The organism is Variovorax sp. 01T432 (assembly GCF_056398605.1).
Genome location: NZ_JBFTPS010000059.1, coordinates 1 through 17,897 on the forward strand (window position 1 = coordinate 1; position 17,897 = coordinate 17,897).

Here is a 17,897-nt window from a genome sequence, read left to right on the forward strand (position 1 = left end):
ATTCAACACATCCAGGTTGGACAAGCTGACATTGCCCCGCTGCGTGGGCAAACAATGCTCGATCTGGGCGAACTGCGCTGGCGTGATTTCCATGCACGGATTTTCTCGCAGCCCGTACCTTCAAGTCAAATAGTGTTAACACGCCCTAGGCGGTCTCGGCGCGGATCGTCATCCGCGCCGCGTCATGCGCTATCCGGGCCGCGCGTTCGGGGTTTCGGGCCGCCCAGCGCCGCAGCTGGTCCCCTCGCATCGCGCGATCGACGATGCCGTCGATGCGCTGTTGATAGGCTTGCGCGAGCGCGTCGCTGTCGCGGAATGCGGTCGTGGCGGGGTCGAACAGGGCGGCAATCGCGCGGTCCGCATGCGCGCGTCCCTGTTCGAAGAACTGTCTCGCGAACCGGCTGACGCAGCCTCTCGGCAGCTTCGACAGGTGCCAGGCCACTTCGAGGGCCTCGTCCGGCGCCGCGCGCGACACCCGCACGGATGCGTCGCTGTCGCGTTCCAGGCGGATGACCGCGGCGAGAAAGCGCGCGAACACGGCCGACCGGGGTAGCTGCCCCACCAGGGCGAAACTGCGCGAGACGGTGGTGAACTGCACATCCCTTTCATCCAGATGACTGCACAGGTAGCCCGTCGGCGCCAGGGGTGCGCCGGCGTGCAGATGGGGATCATCGATTCGCGCGGGCTGCCTGGCGGCCGCCAGGCTCTCGGCCTTGAGCTTGCCGCCGAAGCCGATCGGGCCGCTGTTGCCGAAGTCGACGGTGTGCGCCCGCACGCTTCCATCCCTGACCGTGAAGCCGGTGTTCGCCCGCTCATGGTTCAGGAAATCCCAGTTGGCGACGATCTCGGACGCATAGAAGGCCCGCAGCAGTTCGCGGCGGAATGCGGCGGGCAGGAGCTCGAACATCCTGTCCTGCGCCTGCAGCGCGCGCCTGCAGCAATCACGAAGCGGCTGCAGATCGGCGTGCTGTCGCGCGTCGAGCTTGTCGATGCCGCCCTTGCTGTAGCCGTGCATCAAGGCCTTCACGGCGGGCTCTTCGAGAAGCGCATGCGCTTGCCCGATGGCGCCCTGGTGGGTTGCGACATGCGTCTGGTAGGCCGCCTTCGACGAAGGGTCCACGTGCGCGATGCCGGATCGGACCAGGAAGGGCCCGACGTCCTCGAAGCCCCGCAGTTCCGGGGACGCGATCCAGACGTCGCCGGGTGCCGCGCCCAGCTTGCCGGCCGAATGGCTGACGAGCGCGGCCTTGGGCGCGCAGGAAAACCCGATCGCATCCAGCAGCCGGGAAGCGAAGACCTCGTGGAAGGTCACGCCGGGGCGGTTCGCGTTGCACTTGAGGCGGTAGCGCTTTCCGGCATCGGCCCTGTAGTGGGCGGCCTGTGTCGATGCGCCTTCCTTCGCGGGGCCCGCGTCGACGGGTCCGAGGTCGGCCAGATCGAGGATGAAGCTCTCCACCCGATCATCCCGCGGGCCAGCGCTGGAACGGGAAGCGAGCTTCGGTGCCGGCAGCGCGAGATCCAGGGCGATCAGGGAGTTCGAGCAAGATGCGGCCTTTCGCGGCGCGAGGCCGTCGAGAAGCGGCCCGCGTGGAGGCGATGGGCGCGCCGGGGACGATCGCGTGGCTGCACCGGGCGTCGACGCGGCGTCGCCGGACGGGCCAGTAATGTGGCGCGAAGCTTCTCGCGACGAGTGGGCTGGCGTGATGGGCATCGCGCAAGTAGAGGCCCCGATCCCGGACCACCATGGCCGAAAGACCGAAGCGATGCACGCGATCGCGAAACGCGCGCGTTCGCGCGGCGCCTTCAGCGCTGCGTCAGCCGCGCGCCGCGGTGGCCGCCGATCGCGCCGCCGCCCGGAACCCATCGCTTCATGCGCCGTCCTTCCTGAACCACACACCGGAGGCGACCGCGCTCAGCGTGATCGCCCCGAACAGAAAGGTCGCCAACGCGGTGACCGCGAAGAACCAGCGCAGCGAACCGGTGAAACTCAGCACCAGCCAGCCGCCGCCCACCGCCACCAGCAGCCGCACCAGGCCGGACATCAACGGCCAGGCCATGCGCCCCGCGCCCTGCGATGCGAAGTAGAGGGTGAATCCCATGCCGAAAAAACCGAAGACCGGCCCCGCGGCGCGCAGATAGGCGCTGCCCGCGTCCAGCATCCGCGCATCGGCGCTGAACAGCAGCATCCACGCATGCGGCCGGAAGGCGGCGGCGAGCCCGACGAGTTCGCAAAGGCCGAAGGCCAATGCGCCGCCGGTGAGCGCGACGCGCAGCGCCCGCTCGGATTGGCCGGCGCCGATGTTGGAGCTCACCATGGCCACCAGCGGCGCACCGACCCCGAAGGCGATCGGTAAAAGGAGGTATTCGAGCCGCGCCGCCGTGCCATAGCCCGCGAGCGCGGCGGTGCCGGCGTAGGCGCCGACCAGCGCGGTGGTCGAGGCGATCAGCCCGTTCGTGAGCAGCGGGTTGAGCGTCGCGAGGCCGCCCACGCGCAGGATGCTGCGCATCAGGCGCCATCGCGGCTGGCCCTTGTGCAGCCGCACGGCGCTGCGCCCGCTCAGGCAATACCACCCGAGCACGGCCGTGCCCGCGGCGTAGTACGCCACAAGCGCCCACCCCGCGCCGGCGATGCCCAGCTCGGGAAAGGGGCCGAAGCCGAAGATCAGGCAGGGCGAGAGCGCCACCAGCACCAAGGCACCGCCGCAGATCACCATGCCCGGCACCACCATGTTCCCCGTCCCGCGCACCACGCTGGCCAGGGCGTTCATGACCCACATCAGGACAAGGCCGGCCGCCAGCACGTTGGAATACGCCAGCGCCGCATCGAGCGCGCCGCCCTGCGCGCCCATGGCCCTGTAGAGCGGCGCGGCGAAAAGAAGCAGCAGCGCCGAGAAGACCAGGCCGAGGCCGCCGTTGAGGATCAGGGCCTGGAGCACCAGCGCGCTGCCCTCGTCCGCCCTGCCCGCGCCGAGCGCGCGCGCGATGGCCGAAGAAATCCCGCCGCCCATCGCCCCCTGCGACATGTTCTGCATCATCATCAGCACCGGCATGACGAGGGCCGCGCCGGCCAGCGCGTTGGTTCCCAGGTGCGACAGGAACCAGGTTTCGACCAGGCCGGTGCTCGACTGCGCCACCATCATCAGCAGGTTGGGCCACGCCAGCCGCACGAGGGTCGGCGTGATCGGGCCGTGCAGCATGGCGCCGAGGCGCGCATTGACCGGGCGGGGAGTTTTGATGACCAGCGACATTTATTATGATGATAACCATCATTCAGAAGGAGGCCTCATGCCGCGTGTATCCAGAGAAAAGGCGGACAGCAACCGGCTGGCGATCCAGGACGCGTCGGCCCGGCTGTTCCGCGAGCAGGGCGTCAAGGGCGTGAGCGTGGCCGACATCATGGCGGCGGCCGGGCTCACGCATGGGGGCTTCTACGGCCATTTCGAATCCAAGGACGAACTGGCCGCGGTCGCCTGTGCCACGGCCTTCGACGAATCCGCGGACCGCTGGCGCCGCCGCATCGAGGGCAAGCCCGACTCGGCGAGCGCGCTGAAGGCGTTGGTCGAAGGCTATCTCTCGGCGCAGAGCCGCAACTCGGCCGGCAGCGGCTGCCCCACCGCCGCCCTGTCCGTCGACGTGGCGCGCGAACCGGCGGACAAGCCGATCCACGCGGCCTATCTCGCCGGCCTGAAGCAGCAGCTGGAAGTGCTTGCCTCGCTGCACGACAGCGGCGACGCGGCCAGGGACCGCAGCGAGGCCATGGCGCAGCTGGCAACGATGGTGGGGGCGATGGTGCTGGCGCGGGCCACGCGCGGCGACGAGATTTCGGGCGAGCTTCTCGACGCGGCGCGGGCGCACCTGCTCGGGGCGGCTCGGACCGGGTAGCGCCACCTGTTCAGCCGCACGCGCGCGCTTGCAGGGCTCGACAACGTGTACGAAATGCCTCAGTTGCCGCCCATCGATGGCCGGAGTCCCGGGAAAAGGACCCGCGCCGGGTGATATTCCGAGCACAAGGTCCGAATCGGCCACTTGGTGCAGTCGGACATTGGTGCTTACCCCAGTAACATGACACACAGATGACGGCGACGCGGCAAACCCCTCCCACTCCCAGCAGACTGCGCTTGACCGGGCCGGACTCGGCGCCGTACGAGCTCGGCCAGCCGCTGTACGTCTACGACGGGCATGCTCATCTCGGGACCCTCGATCCAGTCCAGGTGAACCGCGACGGAACGGAGGTTCTCATCTCGCGCTTCGTGAGCTCGCCGCTTGGAAGGGCCGAAAAGCGCGCGTTCGCTCCGTTGGTGCTGCTGGAGGTCACCGCCTTTCTTGTCGAGCGCTTTCACGGCGTCCAGATGGTCAGCTATTCCTTGAGCCGGCAGATCCAGATCTACGGCGACGGCACCACGGTGGCCGCCGCACGATCGCAGCTGCTGCAGGACATCGGCGCGGACGGCGTCACCATCAGCCCGCAGCCGGACTCGCAGACGCCTGGCAACTTCGTGGTGCAGGGCGTATGGACCTACAACGAGCGCAATCTCGAAGCGCTCCAGCGCTGCCTGCGGCGGCAGCGGGAGCTGTACGCCGAGAAGGAACAGGACGCCGGCCAGGCGCCATCCGCGCCGGGTCTCATGGGTCTGCTGGGCCTGCCCGCCCGGCTGCGGCGCTGGCTAAAGGATTAGCAAGGCGCGGAAGTCGTTCACGTTGGTGTTCGTCGGCCCCGTCACGCACAGGTCGCCGATGGCATCGAAGTAGCCATAGGCATCGTTGCGGTCCAGGTGATCGGCCAGCTTGCGGCCCGCCGCTGTCGCGCGCGCGAGCGTGTCGGGCGTGACGAAGGCGCCGGCGTTGTCCTCGACACCGTCGATGCCGTCGGTGTCGGCGGCCAGCGCCCACACCTTCTCCTGGCCGGCGAGCGCGCCCGCCAGGCCCATGCAGAACTCGCCCGCGCGGCCGCCGCGGCCCTTGGCCTGGCCGGGCTGGCGCGGGCGGATCGTGACCGTGGTCTCGCCGCCCGAGAGAATCACGCAGGGCTTCCTGAAAGGCGCATCGCGCAGCGCCACCGAACGCGCCAGCGCCGCGTGTACCTTGCCGACTTCGCGCGACTCGCCTTCCATCTCATCGCTGAGGATGTGCGCTTCGATGCCGCTCGCCCGCGCCGCGGCCGCCGCCGCTTCCAGCGATTGCTGCGGCGTCGCGATCAGGTGGGTCAGGTGGCCCTGGAACACCGCATCGGCGGGCTTGGGCGTTTCGAGGGCACCGTTTTCGAGCCGCGCGCGCACCGGCGGCGGCACCTCGATGCGGTAGCGATCGAGGATGGCCAGCGCGTCGGCGCAGGTCGTCGCGTCGGGCACGGTCGGCCCGCTCGCGATCACGGCCGGGTCGTCGCCCGGCACGTCGCTGATGGTGAGCGTGACCACCCGCGCCGGCGCGCACGCGGCCGCGAGCCGGCCGCCCTTGATGCGCGAGAGATGCTTGCGCACGCAGTTCATCTCGCCGATGCTGGCGCCCGATTCGAGCAGTTGCGTGTTGATGCGCTGCTTGTCGGCAAGGGTCAGGCCCTCGGCCGGCAGCGTGAGCAGCGCGGAGCCGCCGCCCGAGATCAGGCACAGCACCAGGTCGTCGGCCGTGAGGCTCTGGGTCAGCGCCAGGATGCGCTCGGCCGCCTTCAGCCCGGCTTCGTCGGGCACCGGGTGCGCGGCCTCGGCCACTTCGATGCGCTGTGCCAGGCCCTCGGGGCGGGGCGGGATGTGGCCGTAGCGCGTGACCACCAGCCCCGAGAGAGAGGCGTCGGCCGGCCACAGGGCCTCCAGCGCCTGCGCCATCGAGGCGCCGGCCTTGCCCGCGCCCAGCACGATCGTGCGGCCCTTGGGCGGCGCGGGCAGGTACGGGCCCATGCTCGCGAGCGGCAAGGCGCGCTCGACGGCCGCGCGAAAGAGGTGTTCGAGGAATTCGCGCGGGGCGCGACGCGGGTCGGGGGTGGGGGTCGGTGCGTTCATTTGTCAGTGTCTCCAAGGCCGATTGTCCACGGGCGGGGCGCTAGTTCGTCTTCGCGCCCCCCTCGAACCATTTGCCGATCAGCGCGCGCTCGGCGTCGGTGATGCCCGTCGCGTTGTTCATGGGCATGATCTTCGTTACCACCACCTGCTGGTAGACGGCCTGCGCATGCGCGGCCACCTGCTCGGGCGAATCGAGCCGCACGTTCTTCATCTGCACCTGCGCGCCATGGCACATGTAGCAGCGCTGCTCGAACACCTTCTGCACGTCGCCGAAGGCCACCTTCTGCGCGGCCGCGCCCGCCAGCGGCGCCGCGGCGGGCTCCGGCTTCATCCAGACGATGGACAGGCCCAGCACCGCGACGCCCAGGAGCGCATACGGAAGGGGATTGCCCGCATTGCCGAGCTTGAAGCGATGGCGCACCACGAAGAACTGCCGGATCGCCGCGCCGCCGAGCATGATGAGCAGCAGCACCAGCCAGTTGTACTTGTGCGTGTAGGTGAAGCTGTAGTGGTTGCTGAGCATCGCGAACAGCACCGGCAGCGTGAAGTAGGTGTTGTGCACGCTGCGCTGCTTGCCGCGCTGCCCGTGCACCGGATCGACCGGCTGCCCCAGGCGCATCGCCGCCACGTTCTTGCGCTGGCCGGGAATGATCCAGAAGAACACGTTGCCGCTCATGGTGGTGGCCATCATCGCGCCGACCAGCAGGAAGGCCGCGCGCCCGGCGAACCAGTGGCAGGCCAGCCAGGCGGCGAAGGCGATGAAGATCGCGACCAGCACGCCGACGATGGTGTCGCCGTTCTTGCGTTGCCCGAAGATCTGGCAGATGCCGTCGTAGACCATCCAGAACACGACGAAGAAGGCCAGCGCCACGGCGATCGCGGCGCCGGGCTGCCAGTCCATCCGGGACTTGTCGATCAGGTAGGTGCTGGCGTTCCAGAGGTAGGACATCGTGAAGAGCCCGAACCCGGTCAGCCAGGTGCTGTAGCTCTCCCAATACGACCAGTGGAGGTGGTCCGGCAGCTTCTTGGGCGACAGCGTGTACTTCTGCATGTTGTAGAAGCCGCCGCCGTGAACCGCCCATTGCTCGCCGCCGACGCCCTTGTCCAGCGACTCCTGGTCCTGCGGCCTCTCGAGGCTGTTGTCCAGCATCACGAAGTAGAAGGAGGCGCCGATCCATGCGATGGCGGTGATGACGTGGACCCAGCGCAGCAGCAGATTGGCCCAGTCGAGGTAGTAGCTTTCCATGTGCTCAACCTTGGTTTGGCCTGCTCACCACTGCGGGCGCTGTAAGCAGAGAAAGTGCCGCGAACGCAGGCCGTGGACCGGGCCTCGCTCCGCTGCGGCTTGTTGTGGACTGGAGTGTATACACTTTTGGAGCTTGCCGGTGTGGATTTCGCATCAGGAGGTTCCCAGGGTCTGCAAGAGCTGTGCCGCGACGGCGACCGCGATCACCTCGGGCTCCTTGCCGGTGATGCCGGGCACGCCGATCGGGCAGGTCACGCGGGCCATTTCATCGGCCGTGAAGCCGCGCGCCTGCAGGCGGTGGCGGAAGGTGGCCCACTTGGTCTTGCTGCCGATGAGACCGATGTAGGGCAGGTCGTCGCGCTCGCGCAGGCGGCGCAGGCAGGCGATCACGATGTCCAGGTCCTCGGCGTGGCTGAAGCTCATGATGAGCACGCGCGAGCCGGGCGCGAGCTGCGCCACCGCGTGCTGCACCGGCTCGGAGTGCTCGGTGTCGATCTGTGCCGGCAGCGCGTCGGGGAATACGCCGTCGCGGCTGTCGATCCAGCGCACCGCGAAGGGCAGCGAGGCGAGCAGCCGCGCCAGGGCCGCGCCCACGTGGCCGCCACCGAAGAGCGCCACCGGCTCCAGGCGCGCGAGCAATTCGGCCTGCAGCGCCTGCGAATCCGGCGCCGCGATGCGACGGAACGACAGGAACACGACACCGCCGCAGCACTGGCCGAGGCTCGGGCCCAGCGGATAGCGCCGCACCCCTTCGATGGCGGGGCCGCCGGCCAGCCAGCCGCGCGCCTCCTCGGTGGCCTGGAACTCGAGCTGTCCGCCACCGATGGTGCCGGTCAGGCCATCGACCCAGACGGCCATCCAGGTGCCGGTCTCGCGCGGGGCCGAGCCCTGGGTCGATTCGACGCGCACCAGGACGGCGTCTTCGTGCCGCAGGCGAGCCCGTAGTTCATCGACCGCGCCGGTCATTGGCGATACCTCCAGTTGCGCGGACCCACCGCCGGCACGGTATAACCGCGCCAATGAATTCCCAGTCCATCTTTCGCCATTTCTCCCGCGGCGCCGCCCTGCTGAGCGCGCTCTGGCTCGCCGCCTGCGGCACCGGCCCGACCGCGCCGATCACGCACCCCGTGCCGGGGCAGCTGACCGACGCCACCGCGGATGCGGCGGGCAAGCGGCCGCGCCCATCGAACGCCACCACGGCGCGCGCCTACCGTCGCGACGCCGCCCAGCACATCTACAACAACAACAAGAACCGCATCTACGACGGCAAGCTGCCGCCGCTGCTCTACGCCGTGGGCACGCTGGAGGTCAATCTCGACGCCAATGGCAAGGTGCTCTCCATGCACTGGATGCGCGCGCCCAAGCACGCGCCCGAAGTGATCGCCGAGATCGAGCGCACCGTCCTCCAGGCCTCGCCCTTCCCGGCCGCGACGCAGCTGGGCAAGGTGACCTGGACCGACACCTGGCTGTGGGACAAGAGCGGCCATTTCCAGCTCGACACGCTGAGCGAAGGGCAGATGTAGTTGCTCGCCCCCAGGCTGCGCGCCCCCTGCCGGGGGCGGGCCGGCCGCTTCGGGCGGCCGGGCGCCTGAACGCGGCTCGCCCCCAGGCTGCGCGCACTTCGTGTCGCCTCGCCTACCCCCTACCGGGGGCGGGCCGGCCGCTTCGGGCGGCCGGGCGCGGCGGCCCTTCTGAGTCTGGCTCATGAGCCGCGGTAGGTGGAGTAGCTCCATGGGCTCACCAGGAGGGGCACGTGGTAGTGCTGGTCGGTGTGCGCGACGCCGAAATCCAGCGAAACACGGTTCAGGAAGTTCGGCTCCGGCAACTTCACGCCACGCGACTTGAAATAGCCGGCGACGTCGAACACCAGGCGATAGGTGCCCACCTTCAGCGTGCTGTTGTCATAAAGCGGCCCGTCGCTGCGCCCGTCCGCGTTGAGCGTGAAGCGCCTGACCAGCGTGGCCTTCGCGTCCTCGCCCGTGCCATCGGTCGTGAACAACGCGACCTGCATGCCAGCCGCCGGGCCACCATGCATCGTGTCCAGTACGTGGGTGCTCAAGCCCATGGTTTGCTCCTTCAAGGCATTCGGGAAATTCCGGTCGACAAAAGTGTATACAGTTCTGGGCTTTGGGTCTATCATGAAAAACATGGACTCGACCACCACCCGCGCCATCGTCGACGCACTCACTAAAGCCATTGTGGAGCACCGGCTCCAGCCGGGCAGCAAGCTCGCAGAGCAGAAGCTCGCGGACCACTTCGGCGTGTCGCGCACGCTGGTGCGCCAGGCGCTGTTCCAGCTCTCGCAGAACAAGCTCATCCGGCTCGAGCCCGCGCGCGGCGCCTTCGTCGCCGCGCCGGAGGTCGACGAGGCCAAGCAGGTCTTCGCGGTGCGCCGCATGCTGGAGGCCGAGATGACGCGCGCCTTCGTGCGCAGCGTGACGCCGGCCAAGATCAAGGCGCTCAAGGAACACGTCGCGCTCGAGAAGGCCGCCGTGGCCGGCGAGGACATCTCGGGCCGTACCGAGCTGCTCGGCGACTTCCACGTGCGCATGGCCGAGCTCATGGGCAATGCGGTGCTGGCGCAGATCCTGGGCGAGCTGATCTCGCGCTGCGCCCTCATCACGCTCATGTACCAGAGCGCGAGCGCGGCCGAACATTCGAACGACGAACACGGCGACATCGTCAAGGCGCTCGCCGCCAAGGACGAGGAGCGCGCCGTGCGCCTCATGACGGAGCACCTGGAGCACGTCGAGGCCAACCTCACCTTCGACCGCAGGGTGCCGAGCCACGACATCTCGCTCGCACTGGCCTGACGCCCCGGAGCCGCCCATGAGCATCTACGACACCACCCTCCCCTACCCGCGCGACCTGGCCGGCTACGGCCGCAATCCGCCCCATGCGCAATGGCCCGGCGGCGCGCGCATCGCCGTGCAGTTCGTCCTGAACTACGAGGAAGGCGGAGAGAACTGCGTGCTGCATGGCGACGCGGGTTCCGAGCAGTTCCTCTCCGAGATGTTCAACCCCGCGAGCTTTCCCGACCGGCACATCAGCATGGAAGGGATCTACGAATACGGCTCGCGCGCCGGCGTCTGGCGCATCCTGCGCGAGTTCGAGAAGCGCGGCCTGCCGCTGACGGTCTTCGGCGTCGGCATGGCGCTCGAGCGCTACCCCGAACTCACGGCCGCCTTCAAGGAACTGGGCCACGAGATCGCCTGCCACGGCTGGCGCTGGATTCACTACCAGACCATCGACGAGGCAACCGAGCGCGAGCACATGCGCCTGGGCATGGCCGCCATCGAGAAGCTCACCGGCGAGCGCGCGCTCGGCTGGTACACCGGGCGCGACAGCCCGCGCACCCGCAGGCTGGTGGCCGACTACGGCGGCTTCGAATACGACAGCGACTACTACGGCGACGACCTGCCGTTCTGGATGAAGGTGCAGAAGACCGATGGCCAGGTGGTGCCGCATCTCATCGTGCCCTACACGCTCGACTGCAACGACATGCGCTTCGCGCTGCCGCAGGGCTACTCGCACGCCGACCCCTTCTTCCAGTACATGAAGGACAGCTTCGACGCGCTCTACGCCGAAGGCGACGAGGCCCCGAAGATGATGAGCATCGGCATGCACTGCCGGCTGCTGGGCCGGCCGGGACGCATCACCGCGCTGCAGCGCTTTCTCGATCACATCGCCAGCCACGACCGGGTCTGGGTCTGCCGCCGGCTCGACATCGCGCGCCACTGGAAGAAGACGCATCCCTACACCGCCACCCATGGAGCCTGACTGACATGGCCATCACCATCGAACAACTCAACGCCGCCGCGCCCGACGAGGCCGCCGCCCTGCTCGAAGGCGTCTACGAGCACTCACCGTGGATCGCCGCCCGGGCCATGGCCGCGCGCCCCTTCCGCTCCCTGCCGCATCTCAAGCACGCGCTGGTGCAGGCGGTGGCCGGCGCCACGCGCGACGAGCAACTGGGCCTGATCCGCGCCCACCCCGAACTCGCGGGCAAGGCCATGGTCAGCAAGACCCTCACGGCCGAATCGACGAACGAGCAGGGCAAGGCCGGCCTGACCGACTGCACGCCCGAGGAGTTCGCGAAGATCCAGCAGCTCAACGCCGACTACAACGCCAAGTTCGGCTTTCCCTTCATCCTGGCGGTGCGCGGGCCGCGCGGCACCGGCCTTTCCAGGCGCGAGATCATCGACACCTTCGCGCGCCGGCTGGACAACCACCCCGACTTCGAACGCGGCGAGGCGCTGCGCAACATCCACCGCATCGCGGAGCTGCGCCTGGACGACAAGTTCGGCGCCGAACCGGCGCTCGGCAATGTCGTCTGGGACTGGCAGGAGGAACTCGCGGCGCACACCGACCCGGGCTATGCCGAGAAGGGCCAGCTCACCGTGACCTACCTCACCGAGGCGCACCGCGCCTGCGCGCGCCAGATCGCGCAGGACATGCGGGAGGCCGGCTTCGACAGCGTCGACATCGACGCCGTCGGCAACGTGGTCGGGCGCTATGAAGGCGCGACGCCCGATGCCCCTGCCCTGCTGACCGGCTCGCACTACGACACCGTGCGCAACGGCGGCAAGTACGACGGGCGGCTCGGCATCTTCGTGCCGATGGCCTGCGTGCGCGAACTCAAGCGCCAGAACCGGCGCCTGCCCTTCGCCTTCGAGGTGGTGGGCTTCGCCGAGGAGGAAGGCCAGCGCTACAAGGCCACCTTCCTGGGTTCGGGCGCGCTGATCGGCCACTTCGATCCCCAGTGGCTCGACCAGAAGGATGCCGACGGCATCACCATGCGCGAAGCCAGGCGCATCGCCGGCCTGAAGGAAGAGGACATCCCGAAGCTCAGGCGCGACCCCGCGAAGTACCTGGGCTTCGTCGAGGTCCACATCGAGCAGGGCCCGGTGCTCAACGAGCTGGACATTCCGCTGGGCATCGTGACCTCGATCAACGGCAGCGTGCGCTACCTGGGCGAGGTGATCGGCATGGCCAGCCATGCGGGCACGACGCCGATGGACCGCCGCCGAGACGCCGCGGCCGCGGTGGCCGAACTCATTCTCTTCGCCGAGCGGCGCGCGGCCAAGGATGGCGACTCGGTCGCGACGGTCGGCATGCTCGAAGTGCCGAGCGGCTCGATCAACGTCGTGCCGGGGCGCTGCAAGTTCAGCCTGGACTTGCGGGCGCCGACCGATCCGCAGCGCGATGCGCTGGTGGCGGACGTGCTGGCCGCGTTCAAGGAGATCTGCGAGCGCCGTGGCGTGCGCTGGACGCTGGAGGAAACCATGAAGGCGGCGGCGGCGCCGAGCGCGCCCGAATGGCAGGCACGCTGGGAGAAGGCCGTCGATGCGTTGGGCGTGCCGCTCTTTCGCATGCCCAGCGGCGCCGGCCACGACGCCATGAAGCTGCACGAGGTGATGCCACAGGCCATGCTCTTCGTGCGCGGCATCAACTCGGGCATCAGCCACAACCCGCTCGAATCGAGCACCAACGACGACATGCAGCTGGCGGTGCAGGCCTTCCAGCTGCTGATGGACAACCTTGCCGAAGAACAGGCGCACTGAGGCGCCCACACCATGACCGACTACAAGAAACTCGACGCCTGGATCGACGCCCACTTCGACGAGGAAGTGCGCTTCCTGCAGGAACTCGTTCGCGTGCCGACCGACACGCCGCCCGGCAACAACGCGCCGCATGCCGAGCGCACGGCCGAACTGCTGCATGAATTCGGCCTGGAGGCCGAGAAGCATGCCGTGCCCGAGCAGGAGGTGAAGGACTACGGCCTCGAATCGATCACCAACCTGATCGTGCGCCGCCAGTACGGCGCCCCTGGCGTGGGCCGCACGGTCGCGCTCAATGCGCACGGCGACGTGGTGCCGCCGGGCGAGGGCTGGAGCCATGACCCCTATGGCGGCGAGATCGATGGGGGCAGCCTCTACGGCCGCGCGGCGGCGGTCAGCAAGAGCGACTTCGCGAGCTTCACCTTCGCGCTGCGCGCGCTCGAGGCCGTGGCCAGGCCGACGCAGGGCAGCGTGGAGCTGCACTTCACTTACGACGAGGAGTTCGGCGGCATCCTGGGCCCGGGCTGGCTGCTCAAGAAGGGGCTGACCCGGCCGGACCTGATGATCGCGGCCGGCTTCAGCTATGAAGTGGTGACGGCCCACAACGGCTGCCTGCAGATGGAAGTCACGGTGCACGGCAAGATGGCGCATGCGGCGATCCCGACGACGGGTGTGGACGCGTTGCAGGGCGCGGTGGGCATCCTGAATGCGCTTTACGCGCAGAACACGCTCTACCAGCAGGTCACGTCGAAGGTGGAGGGCATCACGCATCCGTATCTCAACGTGGGGCGCATCGAGGGCGGCACGAACACGAATGTGGTTCCGGGCAAGGTGGTCTTCAAGCTCGACCGCCGGATGATTCCGGAGGAGAACCCGGTCGAGGTCGAGGCCGCGATCCGCAATGTGATCGCCGATGCGGCGGCGCAGCGGCCCGGCATCACGGTGGAGATCAAGCGCCTGCTGCTGGCCAATTCGATGAAGCCGCTGCCCGGCAACAAGCCGCTGGTGGACGCGATCCAGAAGCATGGCCAGGAGGTCTTCGGCGAGCCGATCAAGGCGATGGGAACGCCGCTCTACACCGATGTGCGGCTCTATGGCGAGGCGGGGATTCCGGGCGTCATCTACGGCGCGGGTCCGCGCACGGTGCTGGAGTCGCATGCCAAGCGCAATGACGAGCGCCTGGTGCTGGAAGATCTTCGGCGCGCGACGAAGGTGATTGCGCGGAGCTTGAGCGATCTGCTGAGCTGAGCGCTACACCGTCTTCGTTAGCCTTGCTTTAGCATCGACGTCCCACCATCGAAGGGCACGAATGCGCAGCAGTGACGACATCATCGGGTTCGAGTTGCCGGACATCAGCGGCGACCTGGAGGCCGGCTGGCCCGACTGCGCGGGCCCGCTGGTGGCCAAGGCGCTCCTGTCGCTGCTGGAGCTGATCCGGGAGCAGCTCGAACTGGACGTGATGTTCGTCTCCGAATTCGTCGATGGCCGCCGCGTGTTCCGGCATGTCTCGACGGCGCCGGGCCTGGCGATCATCCGGCCGGGCGACTCGCACGCCATGGAAGACAGCATCTGCGAGCAGGTGATCAGCGGCCGCGTGCCGAAGCTCATACGCGACCTTCGGGTGCTTCGTACGCGACAGTCCCTGCCCGAAGTGACGAAGCCCATCGGCACGCACATTAGCGTGCCGGTTCATCTGCCGGACGGGCGCATCTTCGGCACCCTGTGCGGCTTCGCGATCGAGCGCTGCGCCGATCTTTCGGAGCGCGACGTCCGACGGATGGAAGTGGCGGCGAAGGCCACGTCACGCCTGTTGGCGCAGGCGGCCGGGCATACGGACTGGGGTGTCCTGCGGCGGTCTTGAAAGAGGTGCGCGGCGGTCGTTTGTGACATGCGGTGCGAGGGCGCGGCGGGGGGCGGTGTGCCCTTGGCCGGCCGACGTCACCGCCCCTTCGGGGTCCCCTGCGCTGCTCGCGTCAGGCGGGGTCACGTGCAAACTCGCTTCGCTCAAACAGCACGTGCCCTTATCCGCCTGCCGCTGCGCTGCTCGGCGGCGCCTCAAYGGCCAGCCAAGGGCACACCGCCCCCCGCCGTGGACACGTTGGSGKTRATCCCTCCGCCSGACGCTTCGTYGTTGCGCGAAGGTTGATCCGTTGGAGGCGCCCTCTGCACTAGCACACCCCTGAGCCCGCACCGCATGCCGGGCGTGCTTCCATGAGACGCGACAAACACCCGCTCAACGCGGCAAGCGCCTGAACAAGGTCATGCCCTTGCAGCGAATGACGCTACGATGTCGATGGCTGCCGCGCATCTCCATGCGTTCGCCGCCAACGTCGCTCGGACGGTTCCGGGCGCTAACGTGAAAGAGAAAACCCATGTCCACCCCAGGCAAGCGCCGCTTCGCGCGCATCGATCGCCTTCCCCCCTACGTCTTCAACATCACCGCCGAGCTCAAGATGGCCGCGCGCCGGCGCGGCGAAGACATCATCGACATGAGCATGGGCAACCCCGATGGCGCCACGCCCGCGCACATCGTGGCCAAGCTCGTCGAGGTGGCCCAGCGGCCCGACACGCACGGCTACTCGGCCTCCAAGGGCATTCCGCGCCTGCGCCGAGCCATCGCGCACTGGTACCGGGACCGCTACGGCGTGGAGATCGACCCGGAGACCGAGGCCATCGCGACCATCGGCTCCAAGGAGGGCCTGGCGCACCTGATGCTCGCCACCCTGGACCGCGGCGACACGGTGCTCGTGCCCGATCCGAGCTACCCCATCCACATCTACGGCGCGGTGATCGCGGGCGCCGACATCCGCAGCGTGCCCCTCACGCCCGACGTGGATTTCTTCGCCGAACTCGAGCGCGCGATCCGCGGCAGCTACCCCAAGCCGAAGATGATCGTGCTGGGCTTTCCGAGCAATCCCACGGCGCAATGCGTCGAGCTCGAGTTCTTCGAGAAGGTCATCGCGCTCGCACGCAAGCACGACATCTTCGTCGTGCACGACCTCGCCTATGCCGACATCGTCTTCGACGGCTGGAAGGCGCCCTCCATCATGCAGGTGCCGGGCGCCAAGGACATCGCGGTCGAGTTCTTCACGCTCTCGAAGAGCTACAACATGGCCGGCTGGCGCATCGGCTTCATGGTCGGCAACCCCGACCTGGTGGCGGCACTGGCGCGCATCAAGAGCTATCACGACTACGGCACCTTCACCCCGCTGCAGGTGGCGGCCATCGCCGCGCTCGAAGGCGACCAGCAATGCACGCGCGACATCGCGGCGCAGTACCAGAAGCGCCGCGACGTACTCGTCAAGGGCCTGAACGAAGCCGGATGGCCGGTGGACAAGCCCAAGGCCTCGATGTACATCTGGGCGCGCATCCCGCAGGCCTACCGCGAACTCGGCTCGCTCGAATTCGCCAAGCAGCTGCTGGCCAAGGCCAAGGTCTCCGTCTCGCCGGGCATCGGCTTCGGCGACTACGGCGACACGCACGTGCGCTTCGCGCTGATCGAGAACGAATCGCGCATCCGGCAGGCGCTGCGCGGCATCAGGACCATGTTCCGGGAAGACGGCGTGCTGTCCGCGGCCGCGTAGGCGCAATCACCCCGGCCCGTGCGCCGTCGCCACGCGCCCCAGCGTCGCGAGCGCCTGCTCCGCCCGCGCGTCCCAGGCATGCCCGTAGTTCAGCCGCAGGCAGTTGGTGAACGCGCGGGTGGCCGAAAAGATCGGCCCCGGCGCGACGCTGATGCCGAGCGAGAGCGCATGCCGATGGATCTCCAGCGCATCGCTGCCTTCGGGCAGTTCGACCCAGAGGAAGTACCCGCCCTCGGGCCGCGTCGCCCGGGTACCCGGCGGGAAATAGTGGCCCACGGCCTGCGCGAAACTGCCCTGCTGCTCGGCCAGGGTCCGCCGCAGCTTGCGCAGATGCTTGTCGAAGCCCCCGCGCTCCAGGTAGGTCGTCAGCGCGAGCTGCGCGGGCGCCGAGGCGCTCAGCGTCGTGGTGAGCTTCTGGCGCGCCACGGCGCGCGCGAAACGCCCCGGCGCCGCCCAGCCGATGCGATAGCCGGGCGCCAGGCACTTCGAAAAGGACGAGCAGTGCAGCACCAGCCCCTGCGTGTCGAAGGCCTTGGCGGGCGCCGGGCGCTTGTCGCCGAAATAGAGTTCGGCATAGACATCGTCCTCGATCAGCGGCAGCTCGTGGCGCGCAAGCAGCTCCACCAATGCCTTCTTCTTGTCCTCGGGCATCAGGCTGCCCAGCGGATTCTGGAAGGTCGTCATCAGCCAGCAGGCCTTCGGCTTGTGACGCGCGATCGCATGCTCCAGCGCCGTCAGGTCGATGCCCTGCCGCGGATGGGTCGGAACCTCGATCGCCTGCACGCCGATGCGCTCCAGCGCCTGCAGTGCCGCATAGAAGGTCGGCGACTCCACGATGACCGCATCGCCCGGGCGCGTCACCGCCGCCAGGCAGAGGGTCAGGGCCTCGAGCGCGCCGTTGGTGATGACGATCTCGTCGGTGTGGATGTGCATGCCGTCGGCCAGGTAGCGCAGAGCGATCTGGCGCCGCAAGGCCGCGTTGCCCGGCGTCAGGTCGTCGACGGTGCTCCACGGGTCCAGCGACTGCGCGCTCGCCGCCATGGCCTGCCCCAGCCGCGCCAGGGGAAAGAGCAAGGGGCTGGGAAAGGCCGAGCCGAAGGGCACGACATCGCGCGTCATGCTGGACTCGAGAATCTCGAACACCCGCTCGCTCACATCGAGCGCGATCGACTCGCCCTTCGGCTGCGAAGTCCTATCAGATTCGGGCGGAACCGTGCGAACGCCCGCTGATACGTAATAGCCCGATCGCTCGCGCGCGCGGATCAGTCCCCGCGCTTCGAGCAGGTAGTAGGCCTGGAACACGGTGGAGGCGCTGACACCCCTGCTGGTGCTCGTGTGGCGCACCGACGCGAGCCGATCGCCCGGCCGCAGCACGCCCGTGCGAATGGATTCCTCGACATCGGCGGCCAGCGCCTCGTAACGTTTCATGGGTCGGCCTCCAGGGAGTTCTGATCTGCTTTTCACAGGTTCAACTGGTGATGTTAAATCTGATCCGTTTTGCCTAGGATCGCGG

General features: G+C 68.4%; 16 protein-coding genes. 9 read left to right on the forward strand and 7 right to left on the reverse strand.

What is annotated here, in order from left to right; all coding sequences use genetic code 11:
- Positions 1-145 precede the first annotated feature (145 nt).
- Both AC1DNF_RS29915 and AC1DNF_RS29920 read right to left on the reverse strand, forming a co-directional pair.
- Positions 146-1,456 (reverse strand): hypothetical protein, encoded by a 1,311-nt coding sequence (locus tag AC1DNF_RS29915; RefSeq protein ID WP_478152290.1) that lies wholly within the window; start codon positions 1,454-1,456, stop codon positions 146-148.
- A 412-nt stretch (positions 1,457-1,868) separates the two neighbouring features.
- Positions 1,869-3,248, reverse strand: a complete 1,380-nt coding sequence (locus AC1DNF_RS29920; protein ID WP_478152291.1) for an MATE family efflux transporter — start codon at positions 3,246-3,248, stop codon at positions 1,869-1,871.
- Between the two features lie 37 nt (positions 3,249-3,285).
- On the opposite strand from AC1DNF_RS29920, the gene AC1DNF_RS29925 reads away from it, so the two are divergent.
- Positions 3,286-3,882, forward strand: coding sequence for a TetR/AcrR family transcriptional regulator (locus AC1DNF_RS29925; protein ID WP_478152292.1), 597 nt, complete (start codon positions 3,286-3,288; stop codon positions 3,880-3,882).
- A 236-nt stretch (positions 3,883-4,118) separates the two neighbouring features.
- Positions 4,119-4,676, forward strand: coding sequence for a hypothetical protein (locus tag AC1DNF_RS29930; RefSeq protein ID WP_478152293.1), 558 nt, complete (start codon positions 4,119-4,121; stop codon positions 4,674-4,676).
- Here the strand turns inward: AC1DNF_RS29930 and AC1DNF_RS29935 are convergent.
- From AC1DNF_RS29935 to xdhC, 3 genes are all read right to left on the reverse strand, one after another.
- Positions 4,665-5,993: a glycerate kinase type-2 family protein gene (locus tag AC1DNF_RS29935; RefSeq protein WP_478152294.1), complete on the reverse strand. Its 1,329-nt coding sequence runs from the start codon at positions 5,991-5,993 to the stop codon at positions 4,665-4,667. The two genes, AC1DNF_RS29930 and AC1DNF_RS29935, sit on opposite strands and share 12 nt — an antisense overlap.
- Positions 5,994-6,033: 40 nt before the next feature.
- Positions 6,034-7,239 (reverse strand): urate hydroxylase PuuD, encoded by a 1,206-nt coding sequence (locus AC1DNF_RS29940; RefSeq protein ID WP_478152295.1) that lies wholly within the window; start codon positions 7,237-7,239, stop codon positions 6,034-6,036.
- A 153-nt stretch (positions 7,240-7,392) separates the two neighbouring features.
- Entirely contained in the window at positions 7,393-8,205 is an 813-nt protein-coding gene (xdhC, locus tag AC1DNF_RS29945) for a xanthine dehydrogenase accessory protein XdhC (RefSeq protein ID WP_478152296.1), read from the reverse strand.
- Between the two features lie 53 nt (positions 8,206-8,258).
- On the opposite strand from xdhC, the gene AC1DNF_RS29950 reads away from it, so the two are divergent.
- The gene (locus AC1DNF_RS29950; RefSeq protein ID WP_478152297.1) at positions 8,259-8,762 is read left to right on the forward strand and encodes a hypothetical protein; all 504 of its coding nucleotides are present in this window, start codon (positions 8,259-8,261) and stop codon (positions 8,760-8,762) included.
- A gap of 179 nt (positions 8,763-8,941) precedes the next feature.
- On the opposite strand, the gene uraH is transcribed toward AC1DNF_RS29950, so the two are convergent.
- Positions 8,942-9,304 (reverse strand): hydroxyisourate hydrolase, encoded by a 363-nt coding sequence (gene uraH, locus AC1DNF_RS29955; protein WP_478152298.1) that lies wholly within the window; start codon positions 9,302-9,304, stop codon positions 8,942-8,944.
- 73 nt (positions 9,305-9,377) lie between these two features.
- Here uraH and AC1DNF_RS29960 point away from each other — a divergent pair, with 73 nt between their 5' ends.
- The 6 genes from AC1DNF_RS29960 to alaC all read left to right on the forward strand — a co-directional run bounded on the left by AC1DNF_RS29960 (position 9,378) and on the right by alaC (position 16,384).
- Complete coding sequence (locus AC1DNF_RS29960) at positions 9,378-10,052, forward strand: GntR family transcriptional regulator (protein WP_478152299.1); 675 nt, start codon at positions 9,378-9,380, stop codon at positions 10,050-10,052.
- A 16-nt stretch (positions 10,053-10,068) separates the two neighbouring features.
- Positions 10,069-11,019, forward strand: coding sequence for an allantoinase PuuE (gene puuE / locus AC1DNF_RS29965; RefSeq protein WP_478152300.1), 951 nt, complete (start codon positions 10,069-10,071; stop codon positions 11,017-11,019).
- Positions 11,020-11,024: 5 nt separating this feature from the next.
- Positions 11,025-12,803, forward strand: coding sequence for a 2-oxo-4-hydroxy-4-carboxy-5-ureidoimidazoline decarboxylase (gene uraD / locus AC1DNF_RS29970; protein ID WP_478152301.1), 1,779 nt, complete (start codon positions 11,025-11,027; stop codon positions 12,801-12,803).
- Between the two features lie 12 nt (positions 12,804-12,815).
- Positions 12,816-14,048 (forward strand): M20 family metallopeptidase, encoded by a 1,233-nt coding sequence (locus tag AC1DNF_RS29975; RefSeq protein ID WP_478152302.1) that lies wholly within the window; start codon positions 12,816-12,818, stop codon positions 14,046-14,048.
- A gap of 61 nt (positions 14,049-14,109) precedes the next feature.
- On the forward strand, positions 14,110-14,661 hold the full coding sequence (locus tag AC1DNF_RS29980) for a GAF domain-containing protein (protein WP_478152303.1): 552 nt from the start codon (positions 14,110-14,112) through the stop codon (positions 14,659-14,661).
- A 511-nt stretch (positions 14,662-15,172) separates the two neighbouring features.
- Positions 15,173-16,384, forward strand: a complete 1,212-nt coding sequence (alaC, locus tag AC1DNF_RS29985) for an alanine transaminase (protein ID WP_478152304.1) — start codon at positions 15,173-15,175, stop codon at positions 16,382-16,384.
- A gap of 6 nt (positions 16,385-16,390) precedes the next feature.
- Here the strand turns inward: alaC and AC1DNF_RS29990 are convergent, their stop codons facing one another.
- Positions 16,391-17,812 carry an aminotransferase-like domain-containing protein gene (locus AC1DNF_RS29990; protein ID WP_478152305.1) on the reverse strand — a complete coding sequence of 474 codons (1,422 nt, stop codon included), beginning with the start codon at positions 17,810-17,812 and terminating at the stop codon, positions 16,391-16,393.
- Positions 17,813-17,897 lie beyond the last annotated feature (85 nt).

What these genes read in the sequence shown, in the direction of transcription:
- AC1DNF_RS29935 (WP_478152294.1), bottom strand. Translation starts at nt 5,993, where the DNA reads ATGAACGCACCGACCCCCACCCCCGACCCGCGTCGCGCCCCGCGCGAA.
- uraD (WP_478152301.1), top strand. Translation starts at nt 11,025, where the DNA reads ATGGCCATCACCATCGAACAACTCAACGCCGCCGCGCCCGACGAGGCC.
- AC1DNF_RS29925 (WP_478152292.1), top strand. Translation starts at nt 3,286, where the DNA reads ATGCCGCGTGTATCCAGAGAAAAGGCGGACAGCAACCGGCTGGCGATC.
- AC1DNF_RS29960 (WP_478152299.1), top strand. Translation starts at nt 9,378, where the DNA reads ATGAAAAACATGGACTCGACCACCACCCGCGCCATCGTCGACGCACTC.
- AC1DNF_RS29990 (WP_478152305.1), bottom strand. Translation starts at nt 17,812, where the DNA reads ATGAAACGTTACGAGGCGCTGGCCGCCGATGTCGAGGAATCCATTCGC.
- puuE (WP_478152300.1), top strand. Translation starts at nt 10,069, where the DNA reads ATGAGCATCTACGACACCACCCTCCCCTACCCGCGCGACCTGGCCGGC.
- alaC (WP_478152304.1), top strand. Translation starts at nt 15,173, where the DNA reads ATGTCCACCCCAGGCAAGCGCCGCTTCGCGCGCATCGATCGCCTTCCC.
- AC1DNF_RS29920 (WP_478152291.1), bottom strand. Translation starts at nt 3,248, where the DNA reads ATGTCGCTGGTCATCAAAACTCCCCGCCCGGTCAATGCGCGCCTCGGC.
- AC1DNF_RS29940 (WP_478152295.1), bottom strand. Translation starts at nt 7,239, where the DNA reads ATGGAAAGCTACTACCTCGACTGGGCCAATCTGCTGCTGCGCTGGGTC.
- AC1DNF_RS29980 (WP_478152303.1), top strand. Translation starts at nt 14,110, where the DNA reads ATGCGCAGCAGTGACGACATCATCGGGTTCGAGTTGCCGGACATCAGC.
- AC1DNF_RS29975 (WP_478152302.1), top strand. Translation starts at nt 12,816, where the DNA reads ATGACCGACTACAAGAAACTCGACGCCTGGATCGACGCCCACTTCGAC.
- AC1DNF_RS29950 (WP_478152297.1), top strand. Translation starts at nt 8,259, where the DNA reads ATGAATTCCCAGTCCATCTTTCGCCATTTCTCCCGCGGCGCCGCCCTG.
- uraH (WP_478152298.1), bottom strand. Translation starts at nt 9,304, where the DNA reads ATGGGCTTGAGCACCCACGTACTGGACACGATGCATGGTGGCCCGGCG.
- xdhC (WP_478152296.1), bottom strand. Translation starts at nt 8,205, where the DNA reads ATGACCGGCGCGGTCGATGAACTACGGGCTCGCCTGCGGCACGAAGAC.